This is a genomic window from Flavobacterium sp. (assembly GCF_035456085.1).
Lineage (GTDB): Bacteria > Bacteroidota > Bacteroidia > Flavobacteriales > Flavobacteriaceae > Flavobacterium.
The window spans coordinates 1-20,530 of sequence record NZ_DATIDY010000060.1 but is presented as its reverse complement, the minus strand read 5'-3'; the positions used below and the strand labels follow the sequence as shown (position 1 = coordinate 20,530).

General features: G+C 32.2%; 21 protein-coding genes. 6 read left to right on the top strand and 15 right to left on the bottom strand.

The window, feature by feature from the left end; genetic code table 11:
• The 6 genes from murB to VLC96_RS04875 all read right to left on the bottom strand — a co-directional run.
• Window positions 1-825, bottom strand: an 825-nt coding sequence (murB, locus tag VLC96_RS04900) for a UDP-N-acetylmuramate dehydrogenase (RefSeq protein ID WP_325260993.1), incomplete at its 3' end; no start/stop codon positions are given.
• Window positions 826-860: 35 nt separating this feature from the next.
• On the bottom strand, window positions 861-1,532 hold the full coding sequence (locus VLC96_RS04895; protein WP_325260991.1) for a DUF2461 domain-containing protein: 672 nt from the start codon (window positions 1,530-1,532) through the stop codon (window positions 861-863).
• A 6-nt stretch (window positions 1,533-1,538) separates the two neighbouring features.
• A complete protein-coding gene (locus VLC96_RS04890; RefSeq protein ID WP_325260990.1) occupies window positions 1,539-2,267 on the bottom strand; it encodes a thioredoxin domain-containing protein in 729 nt (242 codons plus the stop codon).
• A gap of 40 nt (window positions 2,268-2,307) precedes the next feature.
• The gene (gene recF / locus VLC96_RS04885) at window positions 2,308-3,387 is read right to left on the bottom strand and encodes a DNA replication/repair protein RecF (protein WP_325260989.1); all 1,080 of its coding nucleotides are present in this window, start codon (window positions 3,385-3,387) and stop codon (window positions 2,308-2,310) included.
• A gap of 295 nt (window positions 3,388-3,682) precedes the next feature.
• On the bottom strand, window positions 3,683-4,486 hold the full coding sequence (locus VLC96_RS04880; protein WP_325260988.1) for an N-acetylmuramoyl-L-alanine amidase family protein: 804 nt from the start codon (window positions 4,484-4,486) through the stop codon (window positions 3,683-3,685).
• A gap of 422 nt (window positions 4,487-4,908) precedes the next feature.
• Window positions 4,909-5,337 (bottom strand): DUF1801 domain-containing protein, encoded by a 429-nt coding sequence (locus VLC96_RS04875; RefSeq protein ID WP_325260986.1) that lies wholly within the window; start codon window positions 5,335-5,337, stop codon window positions 4,909-4,911.
• Between the two features lie 433 nt (window positions 5,338-5,770).
• On the opposite strand from VLC96_RS04875, the gene VLC96_RS04870 reads away from it, so the two are divergent.
• The 6 genes from VLC96_RS04870 to VLC96_RS04845 all read left to right on the top strand — a co-directional run bounded on the left by VLC96_RS04870 (window position 5,771) and on the right by VLC96_RS04845 (window position 12,050).
• The gene (locus VLC96_RS04870) at window positions 5,771-6,547 is read left to right on the top strand and encodes a tetratricopeptide repeat protein (RefSeq protein WP_325260985.1); all 777 of its coding nucleotides are present in this window, start codon (window positions 5,771-5,773) and stop codon (window positions 6,545-6,547) included.
• Between the two features lie 76 nt (window positions 6,548-6,623).
• The gene (gene ribH / locus VLC96_RS04865) at window positions 6,624-7,196 is read left to right on the top strand and encodes a 6,7-dimethyl-8-ribityllumazine synthase (protein WP_325260984.1); all 573 of its coding nucleotides are present in this window, start codon (window positions 6,624-6,626) and stop codon (window positions 7,194-7,196) included.
• Between the two features lie 154 nt (window positions 7,197-7,350).
• A complete protein-coding gene (mutL, locus tag VLC96_RS04860; protein ID WP_325260983.1) occupies window positions 7,351-9,249 on the top strand; it encodes a DNA mismatch repair endonuclease MutL in 1,899 nt (632 codons plus the stop codon).
• A complete protein-coding gene (locus VLC96_RS04855) occupies window positions 9,246-10,004 on the top strand; it encodes a rhomboid family intramembrane serine protease (RefSeq protein ID WP_325260981.1) in 759 nt (252 codons plus the stop codon). The genes mutL and VLC96_RS04855 overlap by 4 nt, the downstream gene beginning before the upstream one ends.
• A gap of 67 nt (window positions 10,005-10,071) precedes the next feature.
• Entirely contained in the window at window positions 10,072-10,932 is an 861-nt protein-coding gene (locus VLC96_RS04850) for a rhomboid family intramembrane serine protease (protein ID WP_325260979.1), read from the top strand.
• 71 nt (window positions 10,933-11,003) lie between these two features.
• Window positions 11,004-12,050 carry an endonuclease/exonuclease/phosphatase family protein gene (locus VLC96_RS04845; RefSeq protein ID WP_325260977.1) on the top strand — a complete coding sequence of 349 codons (1,047 nt, stop codon included), beginning with the start codon at window positions 11,004-11,006 and terminating at the stop codon, window positions 12,048-12,050.
• Window positions 12,051-12,123: 73 nt separating this feature from the next.
• Here VLC96_RS04845 and VLC96_RS04840 read toward each other — a convergent pair whose 3' ends face one another.
• The 9 genes from VLC96_RS04840 to VLC96_RS04800 form a co-directional block, all read right to left on the bottom strand.
• The gene (locus VLC96_RS04840; protein ID WP_325260975.1) at window positions 12,124-12,747 is read right to left on the bottom strand and encodes a WbqC family protein; all 624 of its coding nucleotides are present in this window, start codon (window positions 12,745-12,747) and stop codon (window positions 12,124-12,126) included.
• Window positions 12,748-12,819: 72 nt separating this feature from the next.
• Window positions 12,820-14,376, bottom strand: coding sequence for a signal peptidase I (lepB, locus tag VLC96_RS04835; RefSeq protein ID WP_325260973.1), 1,557 nt, complete (start codon window positions 14,374-14,376; stop codon window positions 12,820-12,822).
• Window positions 14,377-14,447: 71 nt separating this feature from the next.
• A complete protein-coding gene (dapB, locus tag VLC96_RS04830) occupies window positions 14,448-15,155 on the bottom strand; it encodes a 4-hydroxy-tetrahydrodipicolinate reductase (RefSeq protein ID WP_325260971.1) in 708 nt (235 codons plus the stop codon).
• A gap of 50 nt (window positions 15,156-15,205) precedes the next feature.
• Window positions 15,206-15,766, bottom strand: a complete 561-nt coding sequence (locus VLC96_RS04825; protein WP_325260969.1) for a DUF5683 domain-containing protein — start codon at window positions 15,764-15,766, stop codon at window positions 15,206-15,208.
• On the bottom strand, window positions 15,766-16,665 hold the full coding sequence (locus VLC96_RS04820; protein ID WP_325260968.1) for a ParB/RepB/Spo0J family partition protein: 900 nt from the start codon (window positions 16,663-16,665) through the stop codon (window positions 15,766-15,768). The genes VLC96_RS04825 and VLC96_RS04820 overlap by 1 nt, the downstream gene beginning before the upstream one ends.
• A 4-nt stretch (window positions 16,666-16,669) precedes the next feature.
• Entirely contained in the window at window positions 16,670-17,437 is a 768-nt protein-coding gene (locus VLC96_RS04815) for a ParA family protein (protein WP_325260966.1), read from the bottom strand.
• A 235-nt stretch (window positions 17,438-17,672) separates the two neighbouring features.
• Window positions 17,673-18,554, bottom strand: coding sequence for an SDR family oxidoreductase (locus VLC96_RS04810; RefSeq protein WP_325260965.1), 882 nt, complete (start codon window positions 18,552-18,554; stop codon window positions 17,673-17,675).
• Window positions 18,555-18,705: 151 nt separating this feature from the next.
• The gene (locus VLC96_RS04805) at window positions 18,706-19,833 is read right to left on the bottom strand and encodes a methionine aminotransferase (protein WP_325260964.1); all 1,128 of its coding nucleotides are present in this window, start codon (window positions 19,831-19,833) and stop codon (window positions 18,706-18,708) included.
• A 365-nt stretch (window positions 19,834-20,198) separates the two neighbouring features.
• On the bottom strand, window positions 20,199-20,530 hold a 332-nt coding region (locus tag VLC96_RS04800; RefSeq protein ID WP_491700814.1), incomplete at its 5' end, for an SAM-dependent methyltransferase.

Below are 20,530 nucleotides of genomic sequence, written 5' to 3'. Positions count from 1 at the left end.
CCATCCAGCCGGGACTTTTACTTCGGTTTCTGAAATATCAAAGTATCTCATTTCAGGGAATTTTTGATGGATTTTCTCGAAATCTGATTTTAACAGAATTGGGTTTTTGAAAAAGCTACCGCTATTTCCTAATTCGGCAGGGTCTGGTAATTTACTTTTTCTAATCGCAATAACAGCGTTACTAACGTCTTTTAGAGTTGGATTTGTAACGTTATTTTTGGTTAATTCGGCTGTAATATCTCCGTATGAAGTGTTTATTTTATGATTGCGTTTTGTTAGTTTATAAATTACCGATGTTATAATGTATTGATCTTTTACTTCATTTTTGAAAATACTTTCTCTATATCCAAAATTACACTCGATATTGGTAAACGTTTTGATTTCCTGAGAATCAATATTCATAGCTTCGCAAGAAACAAAAGTATCTTTGATTTCGGTGCCATAAGCACCAATGTTTTGAACAGGAGTTGTTCCAACGTTACCAGGAATCAGCGACATGTTTTCTAATCCACCAAAGTTTTGATCGATTGTCCAAAGTACAAATTGGTGCCAGTTTTCACCAGCTTGACATTCAATCCAAACAAAATCATCGTCTTCTTTGATTATTTTTTTTCCTTTCAAATCTATATGGATAACCAAAGCATCGATGTCTTTTGTCAAAAGCATATTACTGCCACCGCCAAGAATGAATTTTTTTTCGGTTTTATTTTGTTCCAAAATAGTTTTCAATTCAGAAATATTATGAACGGCAACAAATTGTTTGGCTTTGGCTTCAATGCCAAAAGTATTGTAGTTTTTTAAAGAAAAATTATTTAAAATCTCCATGAGGAATTGTAATTAAGAATGTTTTGCTTTTGGAATTATTCGGTGTATAAAGCTCTGTCGATAAAATCATTGAAAGGTTTTAATACCATCATTTTTTCTACAATTATCGGTACAAAATCTTTTTGAGTAATTAATTTTGAGTCAATTTTTTGGGTAGCGGTAAAGCTTTTTAATTTTAGAAATTCAATCGCAGGATCTTCTTTATCATAACCTTTTGGAGGATTTTTTAAAGTTGTAGCTTCGTCTCTATTTAAATTTTTATAAGTCGATTGGAATTTTTTGTCTTCTAAAATTTCGACTAAATCATCATAAAAAAAGTGAATTTCTTTTCTGATTTTTTGAAGTTGTTCGGGTTGGGGGCAATATAATCCTCCACCAACAAAACAATTTTCATTTTCTATATGAAGATAATATCCTGAAGCTTCCGTATGTTTGGAACCCGCAGAAATCCAAATTCCTAAATTGGTTTTATAAGGTGATTTGTCTTTGGAAAAACGAACATCACGATTGATTCTAAAAGTACAATCTTTAACCTCTAACATTTCCAATGCAGGATTTAGAGGTTTAAGTGCCTCAAGTAAAGCAGCGACCAATTGATGGTAGTCTTTCTTTACAAATTCGTAACGCTTTTTGTTGTCCAAAAACCAATCTCTGTTATTATTGGCTTTCAAATCTGTCAGAAATTCTAATGTGTCTTTTGAGAGCATTATCAATTAGTTTAATTGTTTTACTATTTCTTCCTCACTTACAAATCCAGATTTTTGCCATTTTACTGCTTTATTTTCATATAGTACCAAAGTTGGGAGTTCGCTAATTTTTAACTCTTGCATAATGGTTTTATTTTCATCTGCATTCAATCGAACAATGACTACTTTATCAGTCATGTCTTTTTGCATTTTCAAAATGTATGGCTCCATTTTTTTGCAAGGTGCACACCAAGGAGCGTAGAAACTTACTAATACTTTCTTATTAGTTTTAAGTAATTCGGCATATTCCTGACTGCAAATCCCAATGATTTTAGTGTCAGGTTTTGCTAATCCGGCAGCTTCCCATTTTAGCATTCCACCATCAAGATTGTAAACGGTTGTAAATCCCAATTCGGCTAATTTTTCGGAAGCTTTAAGGCTTCGTCCACCACTTTTGCAATACACAAATACAGGTTTTGTTTTGTCATATTTATCGGTTCTAGAAACAAAACTATCGCTTAACCAATTTACATTATCAGAGTTCTCGATATGACCTGTGGCGTATTCTTCAGGAGTGCGGACATCCAGAATTTGTGCTTTTGGAGTTTCATTTATTTTCTTAGAATATGAAGTAACATCTATTGTTTGAACAGCTGTTTGAGAAATACAAGAGCATGTTATGAAGAAAATAACGAATAAATAAAGTTGTTTTAATTTCATCGAAAGAATGGTTTTAATTGCTGTAAAAATAAACATTTTTTTACTTTTTGAATCTGGAACTAATGGTAAATAAAAGTTACAAATTAAAAATAGTATAACTCTGCAAAGTTGCCTTTACAATAGTTTCTGTGCGTTCAGGGTGAGTATCAGAAATGAAAAGTTGCCCAAAAGTGTCGTTATTGACCATTTCTATGATTTTGGCCACACGATTTTCGTCTAATTTATCAAAGATATCATCAAACAGAAGAATTGGTTTAACGCCACTTTGCTTTTTTAGAAATTCAAATTGCGCTAGTTTTAAAGCAATCAAAAAGGATTTTTGTTGCCCTTGTGAACCGAATTTCTTGATAGGGTAGTTATCAATTTCAAATGAAAGGTCGTCCTTGTGAATTCCTACGCTGGTGTATTGCAAGATTCGATCTTTGTTGATGTTTTGTTGCAAAAGCGTAAGTAAATCATTTTCGAACAAATGACTTTCATAAATGATTTGAACCGATTCTTGCGAACCTGTTATGTTGTGATGATGTGTATTAAAAATTGGAATAAACTCTGCAATAAACGCTTTTCTTTTTTCGAAAATAAATTGTCCAAATTCAGTCAGCTGCTCGTTGTAGATTGAGAGCGTGTCATTGTCATAGGTATGATTCAGAGCAAAATATTTTAATAGAGCGTTGCGCTGAATCATTACTTTTTGGTATTGTATCAGTTGGTGCAAATAGTTTGAATCCAATTGAGAAATCACGCTATCCATGAATTTTCTTCGTGTTTCGCTTCCTTCAATGATCAAATCTCTGTCGGCTGGCGAAATAATTACTAAAGGAATAAACCCAATATGATCTGAGAATTTATCATAAGCTTTTCCGTTACGCTTCAGGACTTTTTTTTGTCCTTTTTTCAGACTGCAAACAATTTGTTCGGTTCTTTCGTTTTTTTCGAACTCTGCATCGATCACAAAGAATTCTTCGCCGTGTTTGATATTTTGAACAGCTAGTGGATTGAAATAACTTTTTCCGTACGACAAATGATAGATTGCATCCAAAACATTCGTTTTTCCAATGCCGTTTTTGCCTACAAAACAATTGATTTTGTTGTCGAATTCAAAATTGGCTTCGGAGAAATTTTTGTAATTGAATAAGGATATTTTCTTTAAATACATTTGAAGTTTTTGCTGAAATTGTTGACTTTACAAGCTATTTGGTGGCTTTTGTAAAGACGGTGCAAATTATTGAAAAATATCGATATAAAATTAGACTTTTGATGATAGTCTGAAAAAAATATTGGTGTGTTGTTTCCTTTATTTGAGATTATTTTCTAACAATCCAGTTTTCAATTTTTATTCCTTCTAATTTTTTCAAGGTCTTTAATGTTTTTCAATTAAATATAAGTAATATTTGCGAGTAAACAATTTTGCTTAAAACTCAGATAGCAATTACATTGTCAGGAGAATATCACTATTGTTTTTCTCCAGAAGTTTCCGCCACACCATCTCCAAAATATTCATTTTTATAGCTTATAATAGCATTGGCAATGGCTTTGGCAATATTATCCTGACCCTCTTCAGATTTTAATATTTCAACATCAAATGGGTTTGAAATGAAACCGATTTCGACTAAAACTCCGGGCATTACAGTAGCATCCAAAACCCATAACGGTTCTTGTTTAATTCCTCTGGATTTTATTGTTATTGCATTCGAAAAATTATTCTGTATTCTATTTGCAAGGTCAATACTGCTCGTTAAATTACTCTCTTGTACTATTTGCAACCCAATTAATGTTCCAGGATTGTTCGGATCAAAACCCTTATATGCTTTTTGATAATTATCTTCTAAAAAGATTACGGAGTTTTCTGCTTTGGAAACTTCCAAATTCATATTGGCTCTTGACATTCCCATTACGTATGTTTCGCTTCCGTTTCCGGTTGGGCTTCTGTTTGCATTACAATGTATGGATATGAATAAATTTGAATTGGCACGATTGGCCATTTTTGCTCTTTCTCTTAGTTCGATAAACTCATCGGTTTTTCGGGTGTATATCAAATTTATATTAGGAGTTTGTTCTAATAATTTACCTACTTTTAAAGTAACTGCCAAGGTTAGGTCTTTTTCATTATTGCCATAATACTTAGCTCCAGTATCTTTACCGCCATGTCCCGCATCCAAGGTAACTGTGAAATTGTTTGATTGTCCATAAGTTTTGAACATCAACATCATTGTTAAAAATGCAAATGCAATTTTTGTCTTTTTTGATATATTCATCTAATGGGTAATTAAATTTAAAATTTCTATTATCAACTTAATGGGCGTAAATTATTAAAAAATATCGATAAACCAAGGATTGTAATTCGGTTTTTAGTTTTTTTTAATAGGATTGGCTTTTTAGTTTTTTTTATTGACATTCGATATATTCTCGGGTAATTTTAAAACTTATTTTTTTATTGCATTCTAAACGCGTTGGGTGAAATTATTTTTTACCACATAGAGACATAGAATTTATAGTTTTAAAAAAGAGTTAGATAATCGTTTCACTTCTCACATAGATTGACTATGTGGAAAATAGTGCTATTTCTATTCGTTCCTTAATGATTTGCTATTAAATCTATGTTTCTATGTGGTTAATTTTTTTCATTTTTAGAATTTCACCCAACGGGTTGCATTCTAATTCAAATTCCATACCAAATTTATTTTATTTTGCTCCAACCTGGCAAATTCTTTGCTTGAGTGAACCACGAACGAAGCAGTTCTTCATCGAGTTCAGAATTATTATTTATGTCAATTCTTCGTGCTTTATATTCAGTACTTCTATTCCATGGTCCGGCCATCTTTGCAATTGGTGGTTGTGGGTCCAGAAGTGTTCCGGCAATAAAACCCACGCCAACACTATCTTTAAACGACCACATTGCAAACATCCAGCCTTTGTCGAGTAGTCCATAAAAAGGTATGCCAAGTGGTTGTGATGGTTTATGCCATTTTGTGGTGCAAAATATGTCGGGATGTATTTCTCTTATCAGTGCATCAACACGTATTACTATTGAGCTGTGCTCAGGTTTCACTCCGTTGAACCAAGCTTGAATGTTTTCATTTCCTTTGTTGATTTTATCTTGTGTCATTGTTTTTTAATAAAAGTTACTATTTTTTGAAACAGAACAAATCATATGCTTTGAATTTGTTAGCCAAATTCTATTTTGCAAAATAATCTATTTTTTTATTCTATTGAAAAGAAATGGTTTCAAACTATCTTCGGAAAGAGAGGTTTTTATTAAAGGGTGAATTTTACCCATCAGTTTGCGTGAGGGATAGAAATAAGCTACCATGTAGCATGGATAGCCCGACAGCAGCCAGAGAAAAGGGCAATGAAGGAAAAGTAGATAGCCCTTTTTTCTGGCTGGTGGCACGCCCTAATTATTCTGATCGTAAGGGGCTTTGTTATTGAGGAAATAAGGGTGGGAAAATTATTTTTAAATTTTTCATATAAAATACAAATTTTTTACGTGTATTAGAATAAAAATTTTATTTTTGCCGTTCACATAAATTAAATTTTAAATGGCTACTTATAGTAAAAGAGGATATAAAACACCAAAAGAAAAGGAAGTTAAAGACGATGCGGTTGAAAATGTAATTATTGACGAAAAAGACAGTGCTACGGCTGAGGTTTTTTCGAAATTAGATGAAACAGCTTCTAGAACAGAGGACTGGGTTGCTAAGAATCAAAAAATTATAATTGGAGTTGTTGGAGCTATTACATTAGTAACTGTAGGGTATTTTGCTTATCAAAAATTTATTGCTAATCCAAAAGAAGAAGATGCTGCAAGCGAAATGTTTGTTGCACAGTCTAATTTTGAGAAAGCTACCAATGGTGTAGCTAGCGATTCATTGTATAAATTATCATTGAATGGTTCTGAAGGGAAATTTGGATTTGTAAAAATCGCCGACGAATATTCTGGAACAGCTGCTGGAAATTTAGCTAACTATTATGCTGGTATTGCTTACTTGAATACAGGTAAATACGATGAAGCAATTACATTTTTGAGTAAATTTAATTCAAAAGATATCATTTTGAGTGCTTTGTCTAAAGGTGCTATTGGCGATGCATATTCACAAAAAAATCAACCAAAAGAAGCTTTAGAATATTATATAAAAGCAGTTGAAGCTAGTAAAAATGATTTTACAACGCCTCGTTTCTTAATGAAAGCTGGTAAAGTTGCTTTGGCTTTAGGAAATAAAGCAGATGCTTTGAAATATTTCCAAGATATTAAAGATAATTATGAAAATTCTCCTGAAGCAGCTACTGTGGATGGTTTGATTGGTTTGGCACAATAAAACAAGAAAGCAGTTGGCAGTATGCAGATGACAGTTTGCTGCAATCTAAAATCTGCAATCTAAAATCTTAAATAAGATGGCTACCGAAAATAAAAATTTATCTGATTACGATAAAAACACAATCCCAAACGCGAAAGACTTTCGCTTTGGGATTGTTGTTTCAGAATGGAATGATACTATTACCGAAGGGCTTTATAATGGAGCTCTTACGGCTTTGCTAGACAATGAAGTTCTTCCAAATAATATTATTCGTTGGAATGTACCAGGAAGTTTTGAGCTAATTTATGGCTCAAAAAAAATGTTACAAACTCAAAACGTTGATGCCGTAATCGCCATTGGTTGTGTGATTCAGGGGCAAACCAAACATTTTGATTTTGTATGTGAAGGAGTAACTCAGGGGATTAAAGATTTGAATGTTCAAACAGATATTCCTGTTATCTTTTGTGTGTTGACAGATAATACGATGCAGCAATCTATTGATAGAAGTGGAGGAATTCACGGAAACAAAGGAACTGAAGCAGCTATAGCCGCTATAAAAATGGCTTATATACGTCAACAAGCTTCGTTGTCTCACCAAATCGATAATCAGCATTTGTTGCCTTCTGGTGCTTTGAGAATCGAAAATTTGCCTTTGCAAATAGAAGAATAAAACATAGTTTACAATATTTATTAACCTGTACTGTTTTATAATAGTATAGGTTTTTTTATGGAAGATAAACTATCAAAACACAATAGAAATTCCTTAAATTTGTTCTTCTTGGTTTGAAAAATTTAAACCTTAATTTTAAACTATATATTATTTAATGTCGAGTATAATTCAATTACTTCCAGATCATGTTGCCAATCAAATTGCCGCTGGTGAAGTGGTGCAAAGACCTGCTTCGGTAGTAAAAGAGCTATTGGAAAATGCAGTTGATGCCAAAGCAACAGATATTAAATTGATTATAAAAGATGCCGGAAAATCATTGGTTCAAGTGATTGATAATGGTTGCGGAATGAATGTTACTGATGCTCGTTTGTGTTTTGCACGCCATGCTACCTCAAAGATTCGACAAGCCGAAGATTTGTTTTCACTGAATACCAAAGGGTTTCGTGGTGAAGCATTGGCCTCTATTGCGGCAATTGCCCACATGGAGATGAAAACCAAATTAGAGCAAGAAGAATTAGGAACTCATATCGTTATTGAAGGTAGTAAATTCATTTCGCAAGATGTAGCAGTTTTACCTAAGGGAACTTCATTTGCTGTCAAAAATTTATTTTTTAATATTCCAGCGCGCCGAAATTTCCTGAAATCCGATACAGTTGAATATCGTCATATCATTGATGAGTTTCAACGAGTGGCTTTGGCACACCCAAAAATTCATTTTACTTTTTATCATAATGGCAGCGATATGTATAATTTGCCGCCGTCTAGTTTGAGACAACGGATTGTGAATTTTTTTGGTGGAAAAACCAATGAGAAACTTGTTCCTGTTGTCGAAGATACCGAAATGATGAATGTTCAGGGATTTGTAAGCAAACCTGAATTTGCCAAAAAAAGTAGGGGAGAGCAGTTTTTCTTTGTCAATGATCGTTTTATAAAAAGTCCTTATTTGCATCACGCAGTTATGGCTGCTTATGAAGGAATCTTGAAAGATGGTTCACAACCAAGCTATTATTTGTATTTAACGGTTCCGCCAAATACTATTGATATCAATATTCATCCGACAAAAACCGAAATCAAATTTGATAACGAAAGCGCGATGTATGCTATTTTAAGAGCATCTATTAAGCATAGTTTAGGACAGTTTAATGTAGCTCCGGTTTTGGATTTTGAAAGAGATGCTAATTTGGATACGCCTTATCATTATAAAAATCTGGAAGGTGAAGTTCCAACGATTCAGATCGATCGAAATTTTAATCCTTTTGCAGAAGAGAAACCAAGTAAAGCAGGTTATTCATCGGCAAATAAAAAAGTAGAAGCAACCGCTAGTTGGGAAAGTTTGTATGTGGATATAAAACATGATACGGGAATCGTTTCTGGTGGAAATGAATTTGCTTCGAGAAACAATGATTATTCTTTTGAAAACAATGAATTTACTTTTGAAAATGAAGAAGTAACTTCGTCTTTGTTCAATGATGAAGAAGTAGAGCAGGCTGTTCAGAAAACGTATCAGATTCACAAAAAATATATTGTTTCGCCTATTAAATCCGGAATGGTAATTGTCGATCAAAACAGAGCACATCAGCGTATTTTATACGAACAATTTCTGGTGAACATGACGGTACAACATGCTTCGAGTCAGCAATTGTTGTTCCCAATAAATTTGTTTTATTCTACAACCGAAATGGAACTTATTGCAGAATTGCAACAATCATTGGTTAATATTGGTTTTGTTTTCGAAGAATCCAATTCAGATCATGTTGTTATTTCAGGTATTCCTGTAAATACAACAGAAAGTGAAGTTGCTGCCGTTTTGGATCAATTATTAAGCGATTTGCATAATGGAATTCCGGAGAATAGCTTCAGTCAAAACGATACAATTGCCAAATCAATGGCCAAAAGTTTAGCAGTCAAAACAGGAGCTTATTTAACCGAAAAAGAACAGGAAAATTTAGTTAACGGTCTTTTTGCCTGTAAAGATCCAAATGTATCCCCATTTCAAAAACCTACTTTCATCACCATGCGTGTTGAAGATATAGATAAAAAGTTTGCCTTATGATGAATATCACACCTACAGTAAGACAGTTGTTAATAATCAACGTGCTTTTTTATATTGGCTCCATGATTGTTGGGGAACCAGCTTATAGAATGCTTTCGATGTATTTTTTCGAAAATCCTGATTTTCATTTTTGGCAAATTTTCACGCACATGTTCATGCATGCGCCATTGCCTAACATTATGCATATTGCTTTTAATATGTTTGCGTTGTATTCTTTTGGTTCTGCATTGGAACATTTCTGGGGAGGCAGAAAGTTTGTGTTTTTTTATATTTCATGTGGTTTAGGAGCTGCATTATTGCATACACTTGTTAATTATTATTTTTTTGAAAGTGGTCTGGAAACTCTAATTGCCAATGGTTATTCAAAAGTTGAGATCCTAAAAACTTTGGGTGAAGGAAAATTTGACACCAGATGGCAGGATTTATTGACCCCATCAGATTTTCAGGCTTTTATGGGGGCTTATTTGGGGAATGTAGTTGGAGCTTCGGGAGCTATATATGGATTATTAGTCGCTTTTGCTTTTATGTTTCCAAATGCTGAATTGGCTTTGATGTTTATTCCAATTCCGATTAAAGCGAAATATTTTGTTCCTGGATTATTATTAATTGATTTATATTTGGGTGTTTCTGGAGGTTCGATTTTTGGAGGATCAAGCGGAATTGCTCATTTTGCACACATTGGAGGTGCAATAATTGGTTTTGCAATGATGTGGTACTGGAAGAAAAACCAGTTTAATAAAAACCGTTGGAATTAAATTACTATTTTAAATTCCGTTAATTACGAATTGTAGATTTTAGTTTAATAATCGAAAATATAAAAACATGAACATTTTAGACGATTTGAAAATGCAATATAGATTAGGTGGTATTGCCATGAAAATGATCTATTGGAATATAGGTTGTTTTTTGGTTTCGTTGATTTTCTTTTATCAGTATAGCGTTGGAGCTTTTGATTTTCCTAATTGGATTGCCTTATCTTCTGAACCCTCGGTTTTTGTTGTAAAACCATGGACTTTTTTAACCTATGCTTTTTTTCATGATGGTTTTTTGCATTTGTTTTTTAATATGATAGTGCTGAATTTTGCCAGTTACTTGTTTTTGACTTTTTTCACTGCCAAACAGTATTTAGGTGTATATATTTTAGGAACTATTTTTGCCGGATTAATTTTTGTTTTAGGTTTTAATCTAATGCATTTAAGTGGGGCTATAATTGGAGCTTCAGCTGCAGTTATGGCTATTTTGGTGGCCACGACTACTTATAATCCTTTAATGGATGTTAGATTGTTATTGGTTGGGAATGTCAAATTATGGCATGTTACAGCAGTAATTATCATATTAGATTTAATGCAATTTCGTTTAGGAAATTCAGGAGGGCATATTTCTCATTTAGCAGGAGCTTTTTTTGGTTTTATGTATGTGAAATTGCTTCAAAACGGAACTGATTTAAGTAAAATAGTAAGTACAGTTTTAGACTTCTTTACTAATCTGTTCAAAAAACCATCGACTCCGTTCAAAAAAGTACACAAAAATTACAAAAAACCAATCGAGAAACCGATTTCTAAAATAGTGGTTAAAGATAAAAAACAACAACAAATCGATGAGATTTTGGATAAAATTAGTCAGTCTGGATATGATAGTTTGAATCAGGAAGAAAAAGAATTCTTGTTTCAAGCTGGAAAATAACTTATTTTTATATCAATATTAAAGTGTAAATCGAGAGCTTTTGTTTTTAAAAGTTCAAAATACATTAAAAAATGAAGAACCTTTCATGGTTTAATAAAGGAATGTATCTTTTGAATTTAGTGCTGATAGTACTAACATTCATTGCTTACTTACTCCCTTTTTTGGCACCAAAAATCTTCCCGGTTTTATCGGTTTTGACTTTGTTTATGCCAATTGTTTTTTTGGCTAATGGATTGTTTTTTCTGTATTGGGCTATTCAATTAAAAAAACGAATGATTCTGTCAGGTCTGGTGCTATTAATTGGAATTACTTTTTTTAATAAATTTTATAAATTCTCGGCAAAAGAGTTTAAGGAAAGTGATAAGGATTTTACTGTTATGAGTTATAACGTGAGATTGTTTAATGTCTTTAAATGGCTTGATAGGGATGATATTCCAGACACAATTTTGGAGTTTATCAATAATCAAAACCCTGATATATTGTGTATTCAGGAATTTTCTAATTCTGCTAATATTGATCTGAAAGTGTATCCATATAAATACGTTTTAATGGAAGGGGATCAAATTAAAACGGGACAAGCAATATTTTCTAAATTTCCTATTATTGATCAGGGACATATAGTTTTTCCTCATTCAAATAATAATGTAGTTTATGCTGATATTAAGAAAGGAAAAGACATTATCAGAGTGTATAATATGCATCTGCAATCCATTAAAATTTCTCCCGAAGTAGGCGAAATATCCGAAAATATAGATGCAATTGATCAGCAAAAATCAAAGTTTCTATATATCAGAATCAGTAAAGCCTTTAAACAGCAGCAAGAACAAGCTGCTATTTTCAAAGAACATGAAAAAGATTGTAAATATCCGGTTATTATTTGTGGTGATATGAATAACAGCGCTTTTTCATATGTTTACCGCAGTATAAAAGGAAAATTAAAAGACAGTTTTGAGGAAGCCGGAAAAGGCTTCGGCGCAACTTATAAATTTAAATATTATCCAGCCCGTATTGATTATATTTTTGCTGATGAAAGTATGGAAGTAAAGCAGTTTGAAAGTTTTTCAGATTTTCAAAACTCAGATCACTTTCCAATTATGGCAAAATTGTCGATGGAATAACTCTTATAAAAATGAATATAAAAAAAAGCATAAGATTTTTTTCTTATGCTTTTTTGAGTTTGTAAAATGTATTTTATCGAATAAGGACTTGATTTTTTAAATAATCCATTGCAAATTTACCTTCATTGAATAACAAATCAAGTACACTTAAATTATTTAAAAACCCGTGTTTATCGTCAAAAACTTGAGTATAAGATTCGAAAACAGAATGATCTTTTTTTCCATTTACTAAATATCGAAAGTCTATAACTTGCGGATCTTCTATTTCATGAAAATACTCGGTTGTAGTATCGAATTCTAATTTCATTCGCAGACATTTGCAAACAATGTCAAAAGCTTCCAAATTAAGATCCATCAGGTAAGTATGTTTCTTTTGGAAAACAGGCATTAAATCATCTTCAAAATACTCAAAAAATGGAGAACTTCTATAGGCGGCTTCCAACGATTTGAAATGTTGTTTTTGCCAATCAAATTCCTGTTCTATTTTAATATCTTTTGTTTTCTGATGACTTAAATTAGAGTGTTTTATTGGAATATTTAATAATTGAATTCCGTTTGGGCTGTAAATATAAGTGCGATTGCGATTGGTTTGCTTCTGAAAATTATCCTCTATTTCAAATGTTAAATTGTCATATTGTGCGATAGCGACAAAATGACTTATAGATGGAAAATAGGATGGATGTAGTAGAATATTCATTTGCTAAAATGTTTAAAGTTTAAAGTTTGAGTTTTATAGTAATCTGTCACTCTCAAACTTTAAACTTTTTAACTAGATATTTTGTTTCGCTTTTCTTTTTTTCCAAAAATATTCACCAATAAAAAAGGCTGCAAGTGCTATAAGGAAATATTTAAAATAGGATTGTGGTTGTCCTTCTCCATTAACAGTTGTAAAAACTCTGTTCCAACGGATTTTATTTAAACCTTTACCATTAGTGTCCCAACTCATCCAAATGAAAATTGGTTTTCCTACAATATGATTTTCCGGAACATATCCCCAATAACGACTATCTTCGGAGTTGTGACGATTGTCTCCCATCATCCAATAATAATTTTGTTTGAAAGTATAAGTTGTAACAACTTTTCCGTTGATTACAATTTCATTACCATTTATTTTTAAATCATTTTTCTCATAATCAGTAATGATTGTTTTATAAAGAGGTAATGTTTCTAAATTCAAAGCAACAGTTTTTCCTTTTTGTGGAATATAAATCGGACCAAAATTATCTTGACTCCAAGGTTTAGTATGCGGGAAAACACTCAAATCACCATTTTTATAAATAACTCTGTTTACAGATTTTACTCCTGGAACATTTTTTAATCGTTCTGCGCCAGCTGCAGTTAATGCACTAATGAACAATGTGTCTCTTGTCTGTTGATTTAAAAATCCAGCCCCATCTGTAATATCCATATCTCTGAAAAGATATTCAAAGTCAATAGGAGCTTTTCCATCTAAGGCAACATTATATGAAAATTGTGGTTTTGCTCGTTCTGGCAAAATTAATTCTTTTCCATTAATGTAAACCAAGCCATCTTTTATAGATAAACTGTCACCTGGAACACCAACGCAACGTTTTACATAATTAGATTTCTTATCAATAGGTTTGTCTACTCTAACTCCAGATCGATCTCTGAACTTGACTACAGTATCTGCTGGCCAGTTGAAAACAACAATATCAGTTCTATTTATAGTTTGAAAACCAGGAAGTCTGAAATAAGGCAGTTGTGGCCAATTTAAATATGATTTTTGTTTGGTCATTGGGATGGTATCATGTACCATTGGCATTGCTACTGTTGTCATTGGTACTCTGGCACCATAATTCATTTTACTCACAAATAAAAAGTCTCCTACTAATAATGATTTCTCTAATGAAGAAGTTGGAATAGTGTAAGGCTGAATGAAATAAGTGTGTACAATAGTAGCGACAATTATTGCAAAAAGCAAAGAGCTAACTGTGTCAGAAGCTTTGTGTTCTGTATTTGCATTTCTATCCGCGATATAGTTTAATGGTTGTGTATAATTGATATAAAAAACATAAAAACCAAAGGTTATAATCGCAAGAAAAGTATCAAGGCTTGATTTTTTTCCAAAACTACGAACTGTTTCTACCCAAATAACAGGAAACATAATCAAATTAATGATTGGGATGAAAAGTAAAAAAGTCCACCAAGTTGGTCGGCCAATTATTTTCATTAAAACAATTGCGTTGTAAACAGGAATTGCAGCTTCCCAACGTTTTCTACCTGCACTTTCATATAGTTTCCATGTACCTAGGAAATGAATAACCTGAACAGCTAAGAAGAATACAAACCAAAGAGTTAGTGTCATAATTTGAAAATTTGAGGTTAAAAATAGAAGCTAGATTTAAAAATCTAAATCTATTTTAATTGTTTAGATTGTTATTTAGAATTTAAATTCAATACATCTTTCATAGAGAACACACCTTGTTTTCCTGCTAACCATTCGGCAGCAATTACAGCGCCTAATGCAAAACCTTCGCGATTGTGTGCAGTGTGTTTTATTTCAATTGAATCTACTTCGGAATTGTAGGTTACTGTATGGGTTCCAGGAACAGTTCCTGTTCTTATAGCTTCAATATGGATTTCATTTTCCTTTGGGTTACCTAAGGTCCAATCTGAATAATTACTGTTTGCAATCACTCCTTTGGCTAATGAAATTGCGGTTCCGCTTGGAGCATCAAGTTTTTGGTCATGATGAATTTCTTCCATTTCTACTTTATAATGGTCAAATGGAGCCATTATTTTAGCTAGATATTCGTTGAATTCAAAGAATAAATTAACTCCAAGACTAAAGTTAGAACTAGATATAAATCCACCATTTGTTTTTTTGCAAAGGTCAATCATTTCATCATAATGTTCTAACCAACCAGTTGTTCCAGATACAACAGGTACATTGGCATGAAAACAGCTAGAAATATTACTTACAGCTGCAGTTGGTACACTAAAATCGATAGCAACATCAGCAGTTTCAAGTCCATCATAAGTATTGAACTCATCTTTCTTTAAAACAATTTTATGTCCTCTTTCCAAAGCAATTCTTTCGATTACTTGCCCCATTTTTCCGTATCCTAAAAGCGCAATTTTCATTGTGTGATATATTTTTTTGATTTTAAAAAAGAGACGAATAATTTTCGAATCTAAAAATGATAATTAAGTGTTAGTGCTAAATTCGATCTTAATGTTACAGCATCGGGAGTTATTTCTGGTCTTATAGATAAACTTTGATTGACATTGAATTGTCTTAATGCAGCATGTACATTAGCATCAATAATGTTAAGTACATAAAAACCTATTACAAAAAAACCTGATAGCGAAGCATTTCGCTGATAAAATTCTTGTGCAGAAATTAATTGTGTATCTGAAAGATAGGCGTAATTTGGATCAGGATTCCCAGATAAACGACTTTTGTAAGCATCCCGGTATTCGTTATATTTTTTTCTATTGTCTACATAGAAATACAAACTGGTTCCAATTGCTCCGTAAACTATTGGGATTTTCCAATAAGCTTTATTGTATGCTTGGCCAAGTCCAGGCAATATCGCTGAATAAAAGGCAGCTTTTGCGGGTGTTAAAGGATCTATTTCTACTAACTTTAACGTGTCATTAGGTTTTGAAACATCCTCTTTTTTTGCTTGTGCAAAAGTGGTTGCGTTCCCAAAAAGAAAAAGCAATAGACATATGAATACGATTTTATTCACTACCCTTCTATTAATTTTATAATTCTATTGAAGTCTTCTTCAGAATGAAACGGAATTGTAATTTTTCCTTTACCATTTCCAGCCACTTTTATATCTATTTTTGTTCCAAAGTATTTATTAAAAGTGCTTACATCTTCATCATTAATTTCAAATGAAGAAGTTTTTGCTGGTACAACAGGTTTTGGTTTTAAACTTTCATGGTAATTTTTAACCAAAGTTTCAGTTTCTCTAACCGAAAGGTTTTGGCTAACTATTTTTTGGTAAATATCTGTCTGAACATCATGATCCTCAATATTGATGATTGCACGACCGTGGCCCATACTGATAAAGCCATCACGGATTCCAGTCTGAATAATTGGATCAAGTTTTAAAAGTCTTAAATAATTGGCAATAGTAGAACGTTTTTTACCAACTCTTTCACTCATTTGTTCTTGAGTTAATTGAATTTCGTCGATCAATCTTTGGTAAGAAAGAGCGATCTCTATTGGATCTAAGTCATGACGTTGAATGTTTTCAACCAAAGCCATTACTAATGACTCATTATCATTTGCAATACGAATGTAAGCAGGTACAGTTGTAAGTCCAATTAATTTCGAAGCACGTAAACGACGCTCTCCAGAAATTAATTGATATTTATTAAAGTCTAATTTGCGAACAGTAATAGGTTGAATTACACCTAATTCCTTAATAGAAGTGGCTAATTCACGTAAAGATTCTTCATTGAAATTACTACGAGGTTGAAATGGATTTATTTCTATAGCATCAATTTCAAGCTCAATAATATTTCCAACAACTTTATCAGCATTTTTATCGTCTACGGATTGGATATCGTTTTCTGGATCTTTCAATAATGCAGATAAACCTCTACCTAAGGCTTGTTTTTTTATTGCTTTTGACATACAACTATTTACTGTTTTTCTTTATAATTTCCTGTGCTAAATGAATGTAATTGACTGCTCCTTTGCTTGTTGCGTCATAGTTAATGATGCTTTCTCCAAAACTAGGGGCTTCGCTTAATTTTACATTTCTTTGTATCACTGTTTCAAAAACCATATCATTGAAGTGTTTTTGAACTTCTTCAACTACTTGGTTAGATAAACGCAATCTGGAATCAAACATTGTTAATAATAAACCTTCAATATCTAAATCTGGATTGTGAATTTTTTGAATACTTTTTATAGTATTCAATAATTTACCCAAACCTTCTAACGCAAAATATTCGCATTGAATAGGAATAACAACTGAATCAGCAGCTGTTAAGGCATTTAAAGTTAATAATCCAAGAGACGGCGCACAGTCAATTAAGATATAATCGTATTGATCTTTTACACTTTCTAATGCTTTTTTAAGCATATATTCTCTGTTCTCTTTGTCAACTAATTCGATTTCAATTGCAACAAGATCAATATGTGCAGGGATTACATCTACATTTGGAGAGGAACATTTAATTGCTGCCTCTAATGGCGTATTACTATGTTCTAAAATTTGATAAGTCCCAATTTCAACTGTTTCAACATCGATGCCTAAACCTGATGTTGCATTTGCTTGAGGATCAGCATCAATTAGTAATACTTTTTTTTCTAAAACACCAAGTGAAGCAGCTAGGTTAATTGAGGTAGTTGTTTTTCCAACCCCACCTTTCTGATTCGCAATCGCTATGATTTTGCCCATTTATTTTCTAAATTTTGAACGGTAAAAATACAATTATTTATGGTTTTTGAAAATCTATTTTGTTAACAAAAGCAAATAGTTTTTAGACTTATCTCCTTACTATAAATAATCTGAGTATTATTTACTGTTTTTGTGCTTACTAAAACAAAAAAGAGAACTTTTAAGTTCTCTTTTTTGCTGAATTTTTGGTTTTATTGACAATTTTTAACGTCATTTATCGATTATAAAAGTCTGTTTATCGACTTTTTTTAGCTTTAATCATCATTTCTAATTGGTCCCAAAGTTCTTCAGGAATAGCTTCCAATAAATTAAATTGTCCAGCTCCTTTCAACCATTCTCCTCCATCAATAACGATTACTTCGCCATTTACGTAAGCTGAAAAATCCGATACTAAATAAGCAGCCAAATTGGCTAATTCCTGATGATCACCAACTCTTTTTAATGGAACTTTTTTTGCCAGATCAAATTTTTCGGCAAGATCTCCTGGTAATAGTCTGTCCCATGCACCTTTAGTAGGGAATGGACCGGGTGCAATCGCATTGGTGCGTATGCCATATTTTGCCCATTCTACAGCAAGACTTCTAGTCATAGCCAAAACTCCTGCTTTTGCAGTTGCACTTGGAACTACATAAGCAGAACCAGTCCAGGCATAAGTAGTAACAATATTTAAGATAGTTGATGAAGCTTGTTTGGTATCTATCCAATGTTTTCCAAAGGCCAATGTGCAGTTTTTCGTGCCTTTTAAAACAATATCGATTACAGTATCAAAGGCATTGGCAGACAAGCGTTCTGTTGGTGAAATAAAATTTCCTGCTGCGTTATTCAGTAACACATCAACTTTACCAAAAGCTTTTAATGTTTCTTGCAACATATTTTCTACTTCTTCATAATGGCGGACGTCACATTGCAAGGGTAGGCAAGTGCCTCCAGTTTCGGTTTCCAGTTCTTGAGCTGTCTTTTTTAATTTGTCCAGATCTCTAGAGGTAATAGCAACTTTTGCTCCTAATTCTAAGAAATATTTAGTCATCGCTTTGCCTAAGCCACTTCCGCCTCCTGTAACTACTATAACTTTGCCTTGTAAAGCATCGTCTCTTAACATTTTGTCGGTATAATTCATATGTTTTTTGTTTAGAATTGTAAATGTAACAAAATTAAATAGTATGCATGCATAATTTTTTTTTAAGTTGGTAAGCTACTAAGTTTCTAAAAGAATGATATTGATACGCTAAAAAAAAACTTAGAATCTCAGCAACTTAGCAACTTAGTAACTATATTTTTTCTAGCCTTCTAGCTGCCTCCTCCAAAGTGAAATTGTCCTTAGCGAAACAAAATCTGATTAGTTTTAAATCCTTTCCATCTGCATAAAAATTGGATATCGGAATTGCTGCAACACCATAATCAGTAATTAATCGTTTACAAAAATCTACATCATTTTCGTTTGAAATATTTGCATATGAGGCTACTTGAAAATAAGTTCCTTCGCAAGGCATTAGTTGGAATCTACTATTTTTTAATAATGTTCTGAAGTAATCTCTTTTTTGTTGATAGAAAGGACTAATTTCTTCTAATTTTACCAAATCCAGATATTCTGAAACGGCTACTTGGCAAATGCTATTAACGCTAAAGACTAAAAATTGATGCACTTTTTTGATTTCTTTCATCAGATATTCAGGAGCAATTAAATAGCCAATTTTCCAGCCAGTAACATGAAATGATTTTCCAAAAGAAGAAATCATAATGCACCGATTCAGTAATTTTTCTCTAGTATGAGTTGAAATATGTTTTTGTTCGAAAGTAATATGCTCATAAACTTCATCCGAAAGCAATAAAACATTAGGGTGTTTTTCTAAAAGAATTTCAAGGTTTTCTAAATCAGATTCATTTAAAATTTTTCCCGTTGGATTATGAGGATTATTTATGATAATCATTTTGGTTTTATCCGAAAAAGCATTTGCAATAGTGTTCCAATTAACAGTGTAGTCATCGTTAAGTGCGACACGCACAGGCTTTGCATTGCTTAATAAAATAGGAGCTTCATAGCAATCATAACTTGGATCCAGAATAATTACTTCGTCGTTTGGTTTTAGCAAAGCTAATAACGTTGTAAATATTGCTTGAGTTGCTCCAGCTGTTACAAGAATTTCTGTTTCGGGAAAAACTTTTCGTTGATATGATGATTTTAGTAAAGATGCAATTTTGTTTAACAATGGAGGATAACCTGCCATTGGTGTATATTGATGTACGTCTTCAGCAGATATTCTTGATACAATTTGAGTCAATCGTTCATCAACAGGAAAATTGGGAAATCCTTGTGAAAGATTAATGGCATTATATTCAACAGCCATTTTTGACATTACTGTAAAAATGCTGGTTTCTACATTTGGGAGTTTACTCATTTTTAAAATAATTTATAAGAAATATAAAAGTACTTGTTTTGTAAATTTAATTCAGGCTTTTTCTAATGACGAATTAAAAAAGTCTTTAAATTTTTTAAGCACCCAATAAATTAAATGAGATGTGTTTAAATAAACTAAAAAATTCTGTAGAATATTTACAGAATTTAGGTTGTTTATTGAGTGTTTTTTTTATAGAGTTATATCCTTTTTATAGATATTTACAGTGTTTTTTCCAGTTATAGATTCCTTCTAAATTAAAAACGTAAAAAAGCTCAAAAAAAACATTTATAAATCACTTTTTTAAACTTATCTTATTCACTGTTAGGTTTGTATATGATTAAATATAGATGAAAAGCTTTGTTTTTTTACATTTTATGAATAATAAAAATCGTTGGTCGTTTATGTAAATCTACAGTCTCTTTTTTCCAAGCTGAAATTTTCTTGGTTTTTATATATTCAGTAGGCGATGTGATGTCAGTAGCAATACATAAATAGGTTTCGGGATGCAATGTTTGGATTAAATCTTCCAGCAATTTATTATTGCGATAAGGAGTTTCTATAAAAATCTGAGATTGATTTTTTTCGAAAGATATTCTTTCTAAATTTTTGAAACTAGCTCTTTTTTCATCTTTTTCTATTGGCAAATAACCATGAAAAGTAAAACTCTGTCCATTCATTCCTGAAGCCATCATTGCTA

Bases quoted from the DNA above. Each gene is read 5' to 3' on its own strand.
- VLC96_RS04895 (WP_325260991.1), bottom strand. From the start codon at position 1,532: ATGCTCTCAAAAGACACATTAGAATTTCTGACAGATTTGAAAGCCAAT.
- VLC96_RS04890 (WP_325260990.1), bottom strand. From the start codon at position 2,267: ATGTTTATTTTTACAGCAATTAAAACCATTCTTTCGATGAAATTAAAA.
- recF (WP_325260989.1), bottom strand. From the start codon at position 3,387: ATGTATTTAAAGAAAATATCCTTATTCAATTACAAAAATTTCTCCGAA.
- VLC96_RS04880 (WP_325260988.1), bottom strand. From the start codon at position 4,486: ATGAATATATCAAAAAAGACAAAAATTGCATTTGCATTTTTAACAATG.
- VLC96_RS04875 (WP_325260986.1), bottom strand. From the start codon at position 5,337: ATGACACAAGATAAAATCAACAAAGGAAATGAAAACATTCAAGCTTGG.
- VLC96_RS04870 (WP_325260985.1), top strand. From the start codon at position 5,771: ATGGCTACTTATAGTAAAAGAGGATATAAAACACCAAAAGAAAAGGAA.
- ribH (WP_325260984.1), top strand. From the start codon at position 6,624: ATGGCTACCGAAAATAAAAATTTATCTGATTACGATAAAAACACAATC.
- mutL (WP_325260983.1), top strand. From the start codon at position 7,351: ATGTCGAGTATAATTCAATTACTTCCAGATCATGTTGCCAATCAAATT.
- VLC96_RS04855 (WP_325260981.1), top strand. From the start codon at position 9,246: ATGATGAATATCACACCTACAGTAAGACAGTTGTTAATAATCAACGTG.
- VLC96_RS04850 (WP_325260979.1), top strand. From the start codon at position 10,072: ATGAACATTTTAGACGATTTGAAAATGCAATATAGATTAGGTGGTATT.
- VLC96_RS04845 (WP_325260977.1), top strand. From the start codon at position 11,004: ATGAAGAACCTTTCATGGTTTAATAAAGGAATGTATCTTTTGAATTTA.
- VLC96_RS04840 (WP_325260975.1), bottom strand. From the start codon at position 12,747: ATGAATATTCTACTACATCCATCCTATTTTCCATCTATAAGTCATTTT.
- lepB (WP_325260973.1), bottom strand. From the start codon at position 14,376: ATGACACTAACTCTTTGGTTTGTATTCTTCTTAGCTGTTCAGGTTATT.
- dapB (WP_325260971.1), bottom strand. From the start codon at position 15,155: ATGAAAATTGCGCTTTTAGGATACGGAAAAATGGGGCAAGTAATCGAA.
- VLC96_RS04820 (WP_325260968.1), bottom strand. From the start codon at position 16,665: ATGTCAAAAGCAATAAAAAAACAAGCCTTAGGTAGAGGTTTATCTGCA.
- VLC96_RS04815 (WP_325260966.1), bottom strand. From the start codon at position 17,437: ATGGGCAAAATCATAGCGATTGCGAATCAGAAAGGTGGGGTTGGAAAA.
- VLC96_RS04810 (WP_325260965.1), bottom strand. From the start codon at position 18,554: ATGAATTATACCGACAAAATGTTAAGAGACGATGCTTTACAAGGCAAA.
- VLC96_RS04805 (WP_325260964.1), bottom strand. From the start codon at position 19,833: ATGAGTAAACTCCCAAATGTAGAAACCAGCATTTTTACAGTAATGTCA.